This window comes from Streptomyces sp. NPDC091271, from assembly GCF_044757505.1.
Taxonomy (GTDB): Bacteria; Actinomycetota; Actinomycetes; order Streptomycetales; family Streptomycetaceae; genus Streptomyces.
This window is the reverse complement of the sequence record NZ_JBIVVD010000002.1, coordinates 716,462-730,094: the sequence shown is the minus strand read 5'-3', so window position 1 is coordinate 730,094 and position 13,633 is coordinate 716,462. Positions and strand designations below refer to the sequence as shown.

Here is a 13,633-nt window from a genome sequence, read left to right as displayed (position 1 = left end):
TAATGTCATTGATCTGTGCCGGCGTATCTGGAGACCGTTCGTGCACCATCCGCATTCCTGCTTGCCGAGGTCGGTGCGCACGCCGGCGATGCCGCGCTGCCCGCGGCCATCTCCTGGAGGCCTTCTTGAAGATCGCACGCGTCGAGACCTTCGCCGTACCACCCCGCTGGCTCTTCTGCCGCGTGGAGACCGACGACGGCGTCGTCGGCTGGGGCGAGCCGGTCGTCGAGGGACGGGCGTCGACGGTGCGCACCGCCGTGCACGAGCTTGCCGAACTCCTCATCGGCAAGGACCCGATGCGAATCGAGGACCACTGGCAGGTCATGACTAAGGGCTCCTTCTACCGAGGAGGCCCGGTTCTCTCAAGTGCCGTCGCCGGACTCGACCAGGCGTTGTGGGATATCGCCGGCAAGACGCTGGGGGTCCCCGTCCACGTACTCCTGGGCGGGCCGGTCCGCGAGCGGGTGCGAGCGTACAGCTGGGTGGGGGGAGACGAACCGGGGGAGATCGCCGACGCCGTCCAGGCACAGGTGGAGGCCGGGTTCACCGCGGTGAAGATGAACGCCTCCGGCAGGATGAACCGGATCGCGAGCACCCGTGACATCGACGCCGTCGTCCAGCGTGCCGCGACGGCCCGCGAGGTCCTCGGTCCGGACCGCGACTTCGCCATGGACTTCCACGGCCGCTTCAACATGGCGAACTCCCGCCGGGTCCTGCCGCACCTCGCGCCGCTGAATCCGCTGTTCGTCGAGGAACCCCTGCTGCCCGAGCACACCCACCTGCTGCGGGATGTCGTCGCCGGGACGCCGATCCCGGTGGCCACGGGCGAACGGCTCTTCTCGCGGACCGACACGCTGCCCGCGCTCCAGGCCGGTATCGCCGTTCTGCAGCCCGACCTCTCGCACGCAGGCGGTATCTCGGAGGTGCGCCGTATCGCGGCCCTGGCGGAGACCTTCGACGTACTGGTGGCCCCGCACTGCCCGCTGGGGCCCCTCTCCCTCGCGGCGAGCCTCCAGATCGCGTTCTCCGTTCCGAACTTCCTCATCCAGGAACAGAGCATCGGCATCCACTACAACACGGGTGCCGAGGTGCTCGACTACGTCGTCGACCGAGAGGTGTTCCGCTTCGACGAAGGCCATCTGAACCGGCCCACCCGGCCGGGACTGGGGATCGAGGTCGATGAGAGAGTCGTACGGGCGGCCGATGGAAACACACCGGACTGGCGCGGTCCGATCTGGCGCCACCCGGATGGTTCCTTCGCCGAGTGGTGAGCAGCGGCACTTCGCCGTGCCCACCGCACCGCCCCGACGTACACCTCCTGGCACACCTCACGGAGCAGTAGCACCACATGGAAACAGACGATTTCACCACCCGGCTGCACCGCGACCGCCTCGTCGCGATCGTGCGGGGCCGCGACGCCGAAGCCTCGCTGCGCACCGTTCTGACCCTCGCGGAGGAGGGCATCGGGCTCATCGAGGTCTCCCTGAACACGGCCGACGCCCTCACGGTCATCTCCCGAGCGGCTGACGCTGTCGACTCGTCCACAGCGATCGGGGCGGGGACCGTCGTCACCGCGGACGACGCCCGGCGTGCCCAGGAGGCAGGCGCGACCTGGATCGTCACTCCCGCGCTCGGCGGCGGATTCGAGGAGGCCGTGGCCCGGCGCCTGCCCGTGCTGGCGGGTGCGCTCACCCCGTCCGAAGCGGTCGCGGTGCGCACCGGAGGCGCGAGCGCGGTCAAGCTCTTTCCCGCCTCGCTGGGCGGCCCCGCGTATCTTCGCGCCCTGCGCGACCCCTTCCCCGACCTGCCATTCGTACCCGTCGGCGGCGTGGACGCACAGGCAGCCGCGGAGTACTTCGCGGCAGGGGCTGTCGCCGTGGGAGTGGGCAGCCCGCTCGCCGGCGACGCCCCCCACGGTGGCGATCCGGCCGCCCTGCGGAAGCGGGCGAAGGCCTTCCTCGGCGCCTGCCGTACGGAGGTGCGCTCGTGAGCATCCCGGCCGTGGACGTCCTCACCTTCGGTGAGGCCATGCTCTCGTTGCAGACCGACGGGCCGCTGAGCGCGGGCGGTACGGCGCGGACGACGGTGGCGGGGGCCGAGTGCAATGTCGCGGTGGGCCTGGCGAGGCTCGGCCACCACGTCTCGTGGGCCGGACGCACCGGCAGGGACGAACCGGGCCGGGTGATCCTTCGCACGTTGCGCGGCGAGGGGGTCGGGACCAGCCACGCCACGACGGATCCGCAGGCGCCGACCGGCGCCATGCTCCGGGAGCGCCGCGTCGCCGACCTGGCACGCGTGCACTACTGGCGCTCAGGCTCCGCCGCCTCCCGCCAGCAGCCCGAGGACCTGGCCCCGGCCCTGGAAGCGGGGGCCCGCATCCTGCATCTGACCGGCATCACCTGTGCGCTCGGCGACGGCCCTCTGGCAGCGGTGCGGTCAGCTGCCGCGTACGCCGCCGAGCACGGCTGGACGGTCACTCTCGACGTCAACCACCGCACGCGGCTGTGGAGCCGGGATGCGGCGGTGGCGGCGCTGGTCCCCCTGCTCCCGTCTGTGGACGTCGTCATCGCGTCCGACGACGAACTCCCCCTCCTGTGCACAGACCCCGGGGCGGCCGCCGGCAGGGCGGAAGCCGACCTGGTCGCGGAGCTGTTCGAGGCGGGGATCGGCGAAGTGGCCGTCAAACGCGGCGCGGACGGCGCCGACCTGTACCTCCCGGGGGCGACCCCGGTGCGCGCGGCCGCGCGCCCGGTGCCGGTCACCGACACCGTCGGCGCGGGCGACGCGTTCTGCGCCGGCTATCTGTCCGGCCTGCTCGACGGCCTCGACCCGCTCGCCAGGCTCCACCGTGCCACCACCACCGCGGCCTTCGGCGTCGCCTCGGACGGCGACTGGGAAGGGCTGCCCCACCGCGACGAACTGGCCCTGCTGGACGCCACCCCCGGCAGCGCCGTCCGCTGATCCTGCCCCGGCCCCGAGGACCGGGTGACCAGGGAGGAGCGCCGGTGTGGGCCGTGCCCCCTGGCGAAGGGGGACGGCCCACGACGCCCCAGGGGGCAAAATGTATTCATAATTAACGCCTACGGCTAAAGTGTGGTCACTCCGCACGCCCAGCAGCACCCACACAGCGCGCACTTCGGTGCGTGTGTCGAGAGGAGAGCGCGACATGGCGTCCTACAGCGGACGAGGCGTCCACGGACAGGTCGTGCACATCCTCGGGACACGCATCGTGGGCGGCGGCATCCCCGTGGGAGCGACCCTGGACATTCGTGCACTGGGCGAGGAACTCGACGTGAGCCTCACCGTCATGCGGGAATCGCTCAAGGTCCTCGCGAGCAAAGGGCTGATCGACGCACGTCAGAAGCGTGGAACGTTCGTCACCGAGCGAAGCCGCTGGAACCTGCTCGACGCGGACGTCATTCGCTGGAGAGTCGACGGGGGCGGCGCCGGTCAGCTGATGCGTGACCTCGCGGACGTCCGCTCCATCGTCGAACCCGCGGCCGCGCACCGCGCCGCACTGCACCGGACGGACGCGGACCTGGTCGCGCTCCAGGAGGCACTGGAGGCCATGGGGCGCGCCCAGGCCGATCCGTCCGCCGCGGCGGAGAGCGACGCGGCTTTCCACCGGGCCCTGTTGGCCGCCACCGGCAACGAGATGCTGACCCGCATGGACATGCTGCTCGAACCAGGACTGCGTGAGCGCGACCGGCTCGTCCACGCACACGCCGAAGCCGACGACCCCGTGCCCAGCCATCAGGCGGTGCTGGACGCCGTCCGGGACCGTGACCCGGCACGGGCGGAACTCGCGATGCTCGACCTTCTCGCCAAGGCGGCGAACGACCTCGACCGGATCACCGCGGGTTCCGAAGGCTCACCGACGGGACAGCACACCTCAGGCCGCTGAGCGTGACCGCGCTGCGGCGACGACGCCGAGCGCCGCGCCGACGGCCAGTACGAGGAGGCCCCTCAGCCAGACCTCCTGCTCGATTTGGGTCGCGAGCAGGACGCAGGACACCGCCCCGAGAACGGGTACGGCCGTCGGCGCCCGGAAGTGATCGCGAGGGGCGGCATCGCGACGCAGTACGAGCAGCGCGGTGTTGACGAGGAAGAAGACCACGAGGAGGAGCAGGACCAGGGTGGAGGCGAGGGTGGAGACATCGCCGGTCAGCGCCAGGAGCAGCGCGAGGCCGGTGGTCACGGCGATGGCGGCCCAGGGCGTGCGCCGACCGGGCAGCACCTTCGTCAGGAAACGGGGCAGGAGGCCGTCCCGCGCCATGCCGTAGGCCAGTCGTGAGGACATGATGCCCGTCAGCAGGGCCCCGTTCGCGACGGCCACCAGGGCGATGGCGCTGAAGAGTTCCGTGGGGACCCCGCCGGCGGCCCGGACGACTTCGAGTAGCGGCCCGCTCGACCCGGCGAGCGTTCCGGTCGGCACGGCCGCCGCGGCGGCTGCTCCGACCAGCGCGTACACCGCGCCCGCCGTGACCAGCGCGCCGAACAGCGCCCTCGGATACGAGCGGCGGGGGTCACGGGTCTCCTCGGCCACGTTGACGGAGGTCTCGAACCCTACGAAGGAGTAGTAGGCGAGCACCGCTCCGCTCAGCAGGGCTGCCACTGGCCCCTCGCTCGCAGTGCCCAGCTCGGTCAGCCTTCCCACGTCCCCGTCGCCGCGCAGCACGACCCAGGCTCCGAGCCCGATGACGAGCAGCAGCCCGCCGACCTCGATCACCGTGGCGACGACGTTGGCCCGGGTCGACTCGCTGATCCCTCGCGCGTTCAGCAGCGCCAGCGCGACCAGGAAGACGATCGTCACCAGCACCACGGGAAGAGAGACGAACTCGGACAGATAGTCGCCGCCGAACCCGCGGGCCAGGGCGGCCACCGACACGACTCCGGCGGCGAGCATGCAGAAACCGGCGAAGAACCCGACGAACGGACCGTAGGCCAAGGTGGCGTAATGCGAGGCACCGCCCGCACGCGGATATTTGGTGACCAGCTCCGCGTAGGAGGCCGCTGTCAGCAGGGACAGACACAACGCCGCGAGCAGGGGAGCCCACACGGCGCCGCCCGAGTCGGCGGCGACCTGGCCCACCAGGACATACACCCCCGCCCCGAGGACGTCGCCGAGGATGAAGAAGTAGAGCAGCGGAGTGGTCAGGGACCTCTTGAGCGTGGCCGGAGAGTCCGGCGCCGGGGGCGTCACAGGGGGAGGTTTCACATGATCCCGTATACCCGGCCGGGCGCCCGGCAGGCGGCGGAACCCCCGGATGCTTGCGAGAGTGAGGAGGTCCGAACGGTCCGGTACGGGAGCCGGCGCATCCGACGAGCTCCGGAGGACCGCCGCAGCTGTCCGAAGGGGCACAGCGGCGGGGCCGGGCGGACCAGGAACGCCGGGAACACGTGGAGGTATCGATGCCGGACGCGGTGGTCATCGGGGCGGGGCCGAACGGCCTCGTCGCCGCGAATCTCCTTGCCGCCGAGGGATGGAGCGTGGAGGTGCTGGAGGCGCAGCAGGAGCCGGGCGGGGCGGTCCGCAGCGACCGTGGCGTCCATCCCGACTACGTGAGCGACCTCTTCAGCGCCTTCTACCCGCTGGCTGCGGCCTCGCCGATCCTCGGCGGCCTGGAGCTCCAGGAGGAAGGACTCACATGGAGCCGCGCCCCGCGTGTGCTGGCGCATCCGCTGCCGGACGGCCGGTGCGCGGTCCTCGAACGCGGGGCGGAGGACACAGCGGCGGGGCTGGACACGTTCGCGGCGGGCGACGGGGCCGCCTGGCTCGATCTGTACGGCACATGGACCCGTCTGGGGCCCGACATCCTGCGGGCCCTGTTCACTCCCTTCCCGCCGGTGCGCTCCGCTCTCCGTCTCGCTGCCAGGCTCCGGGCGTCCGGCGGTCTCCGGATGGCACGGACGATGGTGCTGCCCGTGCGTCGCCTCGGGGAGGAGGAGTTCCGCGGCGAGGGGGCCAGGCTCCTCCTCGCCGGCAACGCGCTGCACGCGGACCTCGGCCCCGAGGCAGCGGGAAGCGGAGGCTACGGATGGCTCATGTCCATGCTCGGACAGTCCTACGGTTTCCCGGTGCCGGTAGGGGGAGCCGGCGCCCTCACGACGGCCCTGGTGCGCCGGCTCGAACGGCACGGCGGCGTGGTCCGCTGCGGAGAGCGGGTGACCGGGATCGTCGTACGTGGCGGACGCGCCGTCGGCGTACGCACCGCCAAGGGCGAAGCCGTACCGGCCTCCCGTGCCGTCCTCGCCGACGTGTCCGCGCCGGCGCTGTACGGCGAGCTGGTCGACGCACGGCACCTGCCCGGCCGGATGCTGAGTGACCTGCGCCGGTTCCAGTGGGACTTCGCGACGTTCAAGGTCGACTGGGCGCTGAACGGTCCAGTGCCCTGGACCGCCGGGGACGCGTCCACGGCGGGAACCGTCCACCTGGCCGACGGGGTCGACGGTCTCACCCGCTTCGCCGCCCAGATCGCGACGGGGCAGGTGCCCGACCGCCCCTTCCTCCTCTTCGGACAGATGACCACCGCCGACGCCACGCGCTCACCCGCCGGCACGGAGTCGGCCTGGGCGTACACCCACGTCCCGCACCGGATCAAGGGAGACGCGGGTGAGGACGACCTGACGGGGCGATGGGACCGGCGCGAGCAGGAAGCCATGGCCGACCGTATGGAGAACGAAGTCGAACGCTGGGCACCCGGGTTCCGGTCCCGCATCCTGTCCCGGCGTCTTCTCGCGCCGCCGACGATCGAGTCCATGGACGCCAATCTGTACGGCGGCGCGATCAACGGTGGGACCGCAGCCGCGCACCAGCAGCTGGTGTTCCGCCCCACGGCCGGTACCGGGCGGCCCGAAACACCGGTGAAGGGCCTGTACCTGGCATCGGCCTCGGCCCACCCGGGCGGCGGCGTGCACGGAGCCCCCGGCGCCAACGCCGCGCGTGCGGCGCTGCGCGGAAGGAGCGTGTACGGGCTGCACGCACCGTCAGTGCCGTGGTCCGTCCGCGCGGGGCGGAACACCGGGTGAAGTGTGCGGTGGACGGTCCGTCCCGGACACCACGCGCATACCCAGCCCACGCACCCGGTAGATGCATGTGTCATCGCCCCAGAGCGACGCGTCCGCCACCGCATAGGGGCCCCGCTCGTCCGTGCCACTCTCCACGATGTCCATGTCCACCCGGATCAGCCTGCTGGCCGGGGTGATCTGGCCGCGGTACGTCCAGGCCGTCTCGCGGCCGGGCAGCACCGGTTCGAACCTGGGGTGCGGGACACCGCCGGCCGCGCCACTTTCGATGAGGTGGTACTGGAGCAGCTGGCACATGGCCTCGAGGCCCAGGGAGCCGGGCTGCACCGGGTCCTGGAAGAAGTGGGCCCGGAAGAACCAGGCGTCCGGGCGAACGTCCTTCTCCGACCGCAACCGGCCGAGTCCCGCGCTTCCCCCGCCGGGCCAGTAGCCCGTGATCCGGTCCAGCATCAGCAGCATGGGGCCCGGGAGGCTCGGCTTCCCGGCGCAGTACCGGGCGGGCCGCGCGGTCAGATCGACCGTAGAGCCGCAGGGCTCGCCGAGGCGTGCCCGGTCATCCGACGACGTCGCGAGACCCTGCTGGTCCTCGAAGGCCGACGGAGGGAAGTAACCGAAGACCGTGGAGAGTTCGAGCACGGGCACGCCGTCGGCCGTGCACGACACCCGGAACGACTCGATGATCATGTCCCCGCTGCGCGAGACACGCGTCAGTTCGGCACGGGTACGGACCGTACGCGTCGCCGGGGTCACCTCGCCGGTGACCGTCCCCGACCCGTCGAGGTTGCGGAAGAGCAGGTCCATGCCGGTGGTCAGCGCGCTGCCCACGTACGAGGCGAGCCACCCGCAGGGTTGCAGCGCGATCTCCATGAGCACGGCGAACGGCACGGTGTGACCACCGCTCTCCTCGAAGTACCAGGCCTCCGCCGGTACGTCGTACTCCGCGACGACGGTGCTGCCCTCCCGCATCCCGTCCTGCGGCCCGTCCACCGAGGTGATCCGGCTCATGAAGTGGTACGGCGGCCCGGGGAGCCGGGCCACCCTGCGGGTGCCGTCGAAGGGCTCGTACATGGCGCCGAACGCCTCGCTCGGCCTGCCCCAGGCGCACGCCAGCAGCGAGGCGTAGCCGAAGGGGAATCCGTCGGCTGCCACAGCCACCGGCTTCTCCTCACGGTGCCCGGCCAGCCCGCCGAGCCGCGGCAGCGGCACCGGGGCTCCGCCTGCCTGGACGAGGGGCGGGCCCGAGTGCCGCCATTGAGCCAGCGGCCAGTCGGGTACCAGCCGCAGCGCCATGCCGCGACCCAGGAACGCCTTCGTCCCGTCCACCGAGCCCAGGATGTCCGCGTGGAGCGTCGGTTCCGGCCCGGCCGAGACACCGCGTACGAACACCTCGTAGACGACCCGCCGGCCCTCCGGGGTCGCCTGGCCCCGGCACGTCGCCCTGTAGGGGATCCCGCTGACCGGTTCGAAGCGCCAGCCGTCCCGGTCGACGGTGAAGCCCATGGCCGTCAGGTAGAACGCCATCGCCTGGAGACCGCCCTGGAGCATCAGAGTGCCCGGCATGCAGGGGTCGTTCTTGAAGTGCCCGGCGAAGAACCAGTCGTCCGGCGACAAGGCGGTCTCGGCACGCAGATAGCCCCGGCCCCACGGACCGCCGGCCGGGTCGAAGGCGGTCACCTCGTCCAGCAGCCGCAGCCTGCCCTCGTCGAGCCTCGGCGAGCGGACATGGGCCGCCGTCGCCTCCCAGCCGGGTCCGAAGCAGTCCGCCGGCCGCCCCTCCCCGAGGGCACGCACCCGGTCCGTGCCGAAACGGCTCTGCCCGCAGCGCACGGCAGGCGGGTCGAGCGGCAGGTCGTCGCCGGGCGCGTACTCGGCGGGATCCCACCGGACACCGCCACTGCCGGCGAGCTCCGCGGGGGTGAAGAACCCGGCCTGGCCCTCACGGACACTGAGCCGCAGCTCACCGTCCACGTAACAGTCGTAGTGGAAGAAGGCCAGCCGGACGCCCTCCTCCTCCGCGTGGCCGTCGACATGGATCTCGAAGCACAGGGTGTCACCGGCTCGCGGCGGCTCCCCGTGGAACGTCACGTCGCAGCCCAGCAGCCGGTAGGCGCGCCCGCCCCGGTTGAGGAGGTCGACACCCAGCCAGCTGAGCAGGAGCAGATCCGCCTGGCCCGCCTCGATCAGCAGACCGGCCGGCATACGTCCCGTGGAGTCCAGGTACCAGCTGTCGGGCAGGACGTCGGTCTCCGTCCAGATCCTTCCGTCCGTGCGTACCGGATCCGGCAGGGTGAGCGCCGCGGGCACCGCGTCGATCCCGGTGACCCGGTCCGCGAACAGCATGGGCGGCCCGGGCATCCGGGTCTGTACCGCGTATCCGTCCTGCTCGGCGAAGCGCGGGCCGAACAGGGCGGAGATCTCACGGGAGGCGAGGTGCTCCAACTGGGCGCGGTCGAACGCCGGACCCGGCCTGGGAGCCGGCGCCGGTGGAGTCTGGACTACCGGGGGAGGTGCGACGGTGCCGTGCCGCCGTACCGGAACGGGGTTCGGCGGCACGGCGGCCTTCAGTGCGGTGACGGCGAGCGTCGACACCCGCAGGAACCGCTGGTGGGCCTCCGTGTGCCCGGCCATGACCTCCTGGTGCAGCGCGGCGACGCGCAGACTCTGCCGGGCGACCGCGGCCCGGACTTCCGTCCTCCCCGGCTGCCCCGGGCTTTCGGCGGGAACGGCGAGAGCGCTCGGGATGGTGAGCCCACCGGAGTCCCGCGCCGACGGAACAGCCGGTGCGGCGGAGTGCCCAGGACCACGGTCCTGCGGGGCGGCGGCAGCGGAGGGACGGCCGGGGGCCCCGTCCGGTACCGGGGCCAGCTCGGGGGCTCGGGGCAGGATCGTCACAACAGGCTCCAGGGGCGGCAGGCACGGAGGCGCGATCACGGGAACGGTGACGGTGGGCCCGGGCCGCGGGAGATCCGTGGCGGCCTCGGCGAGCCGGGCGAACACCTCGTCGGCCCGCACCGGCACTCCGGCGACGACGAGTTCGGCCACCGCCAGGCACAGCTGGCGCAGCCCGGTGTCCTCCGGGGAGTCCAGCGCCACTGCCACATGCTCCCGGTCGCCGAGCACGCGCTTGATCCAGCCGGTGCACAGCCTCCTCGGCCCGTGCTCCACGAAGACCCTGACACCGTCGGCCCACGCCTGCTCGACCGTGGCCGCGAAGTCGATCGTTCCCAGCCCCTGAGCGGTGATCGCCTCGGCGGCCCGCTCGGACGTCGGCCGGTACGCCTGCCCGGTGGCCCCGCTGTAGAACCGCACCCCCGGTACCTCGACCGTGGGACGACGGTGGGTTTCGCGCCATACCTCCCGGACCTCGGCCAACTCCGGCGCGTGGGCCGCCATGTCGTAGTCCAGCTCGATCGCCCGGTCGGCGCCGAGCCTGGCCACGACGGCCGCACACGCCCGGGACTCGCCGCCGACGACGCAGACCCCGGGCGCGTTCACCGCCATCAGATGGACCGCGGCCTCCGTGGCGAGCTCCGCGCGGACCACTTGCAGGGGGGCGCTGACCAGGTAGCTCGACCACCGGGAGCCCTGGATGCCCCGCCGCTGCCAGTGGCGCCGGACCGCCCTGAGCTCACCGGTGAGTTCGGTCGTGAACAGACCGCTGTCCCGGGTGGCTTCGTACAGCCCCGAGGCGTCCGGCCAGGCGCCCAGCGCGACCAGGGCGGCCGACTCGCCCGAGGAGTACCCGAGCGCGGCGTCCGGCCGCAGGCCGAGCACCTCGCGGGTGAACACGGTGTGGAGGGCGGACAGTTCGGCGGCGGCCCAGATCTGGCCGAGCACCCCGCGCTCCGGCTCCGGCCCGGAGCGCAACCGCGTGCCGAGCGCCCTGTGGCCGTCCCGGACGGCCTCGCCGAGCGACGGCAGGGCGAGAGCCAGCTCATGGCCCATCCCGGGGTACGCGGCCGAGCCGTTGGTGTACACGAACGCGGTCCGACCGTCGACCGGCCCGTCCCGGTACAGCACATCGGCGGGACGGGGCCCGCCCTCCGTCAGCCAGCGGCGAGCGGCCGCCTTACGCTCCGGGAGCGCGGTGCCGCCGCCGACCACGAGTGCCAGCCGGGCCGGGCCGGCGCCGGACTCCGTACCCGAGTCCAGCGCGGCCAGCACCTCCCGGCGGTCGGCACCGGAGAAGACGTGCAGACGCGGAGCCGGTCCCCGCAGCCACGGCCGAGGGTCACCCGCCCGCAGGCGCACGCTCGCGGCGGGCCCCTCCATCGGCGTCACCACGGCCCGCGCGGTGTGGGCGACGGCCGCGGTGTCCGCGGGCCCGCCCGGACGTGGCACGGCGCGGTGCTGGAGTGCGAGCGCCGCGACCGCGACGGAGACCAGCCCTGACGCGGCATGGGCGCGCCCGAAGGCCGACGCCGGATCGAACGCCGCGCCGGGGCCGTCGCCGATGACCATGTCGGGCTCGTCGGCGGCCCCGTCGTCCAGCAGGGCGACGACGGTGTCGCCGTCCCTGCGCGCGGCGTCCAGGGGTTTGAGGACCAGGACGACCGCGGCGTCCCCCGGTTCCCCCTCGCCCCCCAGCTCCCGCAGGGCCGCCCGGTGAACCACCTCGCATGACAGGTCGGCGGCACCGACGAGTGCCGCATCGGCCTCCCCCGACCGGACGGCCCGCGCCGCGACCTCCAGCGCCACCAGCCCGGACGCCTCCTCCGCGGACACCGCGAACGACGGGCCGGCCAGGTCCAGTTGGGTGCTGATCCGGCTCGCCACGAGATTCGGCATACTGCCCACCACCCCCTCCGCGGTCATGGGCGGCACGAACGCGTCCCGGGCCGGGCCTGCCGGCGGCACCGTCACGCCCTGCCCGGCGGCCCGTTCCAGCCAGTACGGAACCCGCCAGCGGGCGCCCGCCCGCGCCACCTCGGGGTCCACCCCCATGCCGATGACCACCATGGTCCGCTCACGAGGCAGGTCCACCGCCCGTGCGGCCTCCCGGGCGGCCTCCAGCACCAGAAGCTGGTGGCGTACGGTCCGCTCCAGCCCCGACGGAGGGAAGCACAGGCCCGTGAGCTCCACGGCGATCTCCTGGGCGGGGCCGCGCCGTTCACCGCCCAGCACCGCCCGGCGGAAGTCCTCGACGCAGGTCCCGTCGCCGACCCGGGCGCCGAGAGCGACGATCGCCACCGCCCGGCCGCCGGAAGGTCCGTCGGGCCGCCGTACGGCAGTCGTCGCGCCGCGCGCCGGTCGCCGTACGGAGGCCGGGGGGGCGTCCTCCGCGTGGTCCACGACCAGGTGGGCATTGGTCCCGCCGAACCCGAAGGCGCTCACCGCCGCCCTGCGCGGCCCCGCCCACTCCTCCGCAGCCGTGAGCACACGCAACGGCGTGCCTGCCAGCGCGTCCAGCGGCCGGTCCGCGCCGAGCGTCGGCGGACGGACCCCCGCACGCAGCGCACCGAGCACCTTGAGCAGCCCGGCCACGCCCGCCGAAGCCAGCAGGTGCCCGACGTTCGACTTCGCCGAACCGATGGGCACGTCGTCACCGGCCCCGAAGACCCGGGCCATGCCCCGCACCTCCACCGAGTCACCGACCGGCGTCCCCGTCGCATGGCACTCCACGAGCGACACCGAACCGGGAGCGATGCCCGCCATGTCGTAGGCCAGGCGCATGGCCCGCACCTGACCCTCCTCCGACGGGCTGATCAGCCCGGAACCGCGCCCGTCGTTCGACAGCCCCACACCGCGGATCACCCCGAACACGGGCAGGCCTGCGGCGCGGGCCTCGGACAGCCTCATCAGGGCGACGAACCCGGCGCCCTCACCGTGCACCAGCCCGTCCGCGTCCCGGTGGAAGGGGCGGCTGCGCCCCGTGCGGCTCGTCGCGGACAGCCCGCAGAACCCCACGTGCAGATAGAGGGGATCGGGCCGGCTGACCCCACCGGCCACCATCAGGTCGGCCGTGCCGTCGTGCAGCCGGTCGCACGCCAGCTTGATCGCGTACAAGGAGGACGCGCAGGCCGCGTCGAGGGCCCACGCCCCCGCGCCGAGCCCGAGCGCACGGGCCGCGAGCCGGGCGGGCAGCCCGGAGGAGAAACGGTTGCGTGCGTCGGGGCGCGCCGTGTGTTCACCCGTCAGCAGGGCGTCACGGAGCGGGAGCCGCTGCGCGGACAGCCAGACGTGTTCGGAGAAAGCCGCCCCGGCCTGTGTGGGGTACGACAGGTTCCCCATCACCAGGCCCCCGCGCGGCAGCGGGCCCACCTGGCCCGCCTCCGTCAGCGCCTGCCGCACCCCGTACAGGGCCCAGTGGAAGAGCGGGTCCAGCGAGGAGATCCGCTCCGGGGGGATCCCGAAGCCGCCCGGATCGAAGACGGACTCGAACCCCTCGACGTAACCGCCGACATCGGTCCACGTGCGGTCGAGGTGGTCGTCCACCGAGCCCATGGCCCAGTGGTGCGGCAACCGCCAACGACCCGCCGGGGCAGCCGACACCGTGGTGCGGCCGGCGGCGATGTTCTCCCAGAACGTGTCCGGGTCGAGCGCGCCGGGCAGCACACAGCCCCGGCCGACGACGGCGATCGGTTCGAAATCCATGCGGGCACTCACT

General features: G+C 73.0%; 7 protein-coding genes. 5 read left to right on the top strand and 2 right to left on the bottom strand.

Going from position 1 to position 13,633, the window contains the following annotated elements:
• The first annotated feature begins 125 nt into the window (after positions 1-125).
• From dgoD to ACIQM3_RS10615, 4 genes are all read left to right on the top strand, one after another.
• Positions 126-1,271 carry a galactonate dehydratase gene (dgoD, locus tag ACIQM3_RS10630; RefSeq protein WP_401621734.1) on the top strand — a complete coding sequence of 382 codons (1,146 nt, stop codon included), beginning with the start codon at positions 126-128 and terminating at the stop codon, positions 1,269-1,271.
• A gap of 77 nt (positions 1,272-1,348) precedes the next feature.
• On the top strand, positions 1,349-1,990 hold the full coding sequence (locus tag ACIQM3_RS10625) for a bifunctional 4-hydroxy-2-oxoglutarate aldolase/2-dehydro-3-deoxy-phosphogluconate aldolase (protein ID WP_401621732.1): 642 nt from the start codon (positions 1,349-1,351) through the stop codon (positions 1,988-1,990).
• Positions 1,987-2,961, top strand: a complete 975-nt coding sequence (locus tag ACIQM3_RS10620) for a sugar kinase (protein ID WP_401621729.1) — start codon at positions 1,987-1,989, stop codon at positions 2,959-2,961. The genes ACIQM3_RS10625 and ACIQM3_RS10620 overlap by 4 nt, the downstream gene beginning before the upstream one ends.
• A gap of 205 nt (positions 2,962-3,166) precedes the next feature.
• Positions 3,167-3,904 carry a FadR/GntR family transcriptional regulator gene (locus ACIQM3_RS10615; RefSeq protein ID WP_401621727.1) on the top strand — a complete coding sequence of 246 codons (738 nt, stop codon included), beginning with the start codon at positions 3,167-3,169 and terminating at the stop codon, positions 3,902-3,904.
• On the opposite strand, the gene ACIQM3_RS10610 is transcribed toward ACIQM3_RS10615, so the two are convergent.
• A complete protein-coding gene (locus ACIQM3_RS10610) occupies positions 3,893-5,203 on the bottom strand; it encodes an APC family permease (RefSeq protein WP_401621724.1) in 1,311 nt (436 codons plus the stop codon). The genes ACIQM3_RS10615 and ACIQM3_RS10610 overlap by 12 nt on opposite strands.
• Before the next feature lie 209 nt (positions 5,204-5,412).
• On the opposite strand from ACIQM3_RS10610, the gene ACIQM3_RS10605 reads away from it, so the two are divergent.
• Positions 5,413-7,029, top strand: coding sequence for a phytoene desaturase family protein (locus ACIQM3_RS10605; RefSeq protein WP_401621721.1), 1,617 nt, complete (start codon positions 5,413-5,415; stop codon positions 7,027-7,029).
• On the opposite strand, the gene ACIQM3_RS10600 is transcribed toward ACIQM3_RS10605, so the two are convergent.
• Positions 6,988-13,620 carry a beta-ketoacyl synthase N-terminal-like domain-containing protein gene (locus ACIQM3_RS10600; protein ID WP_401621718.1) on the bottom strand — a complete coding sequence of 2,211 codons (6,633 nt, stop codon included), beginning with the start codon at positions 13,618-13,620 and terminating at the stop codon, positions 6,988-6,990. The two genes, ACIQM3_RS10605 and ACIQM3_RS10600, sit on opposite strands and share 42 nt — an antisense overlap.
• Positions 13,621-13,633: the final 13 nt, after the last annotated feature.

Coding starts and splice junctions, on each gene's coding strand:
- ACIQM3_RS10625 (WP_401621732.1), top strand. CDS start 1,349: ATGGAAACAGACGATTTCACCACCCGGCTGCACCGCGACCGCCTCGTC.
- ACIQM3_RS10615 (WP_401621727.1), top strand. CDS start 3,167: ATGGCGTCCTACAGCGGACGAGGCGTCCACGGACAGGTCGTGCACATC.
- ACIQM3_RS10605 (WP_401621721.1), top strand. CDS start 5,413: ATGCCGGACGCGGTGGTCATCGGGGCGGGGCCGAACGGCCTCGTCGCC.
- ACIQM3_RS10600 (WP_401621718.1), bottom strand. CDS start 13,620: ATGGATTTCGAACCGATCGCCGTCGTCGGCCGGGGCTGTGTGCTGCCC.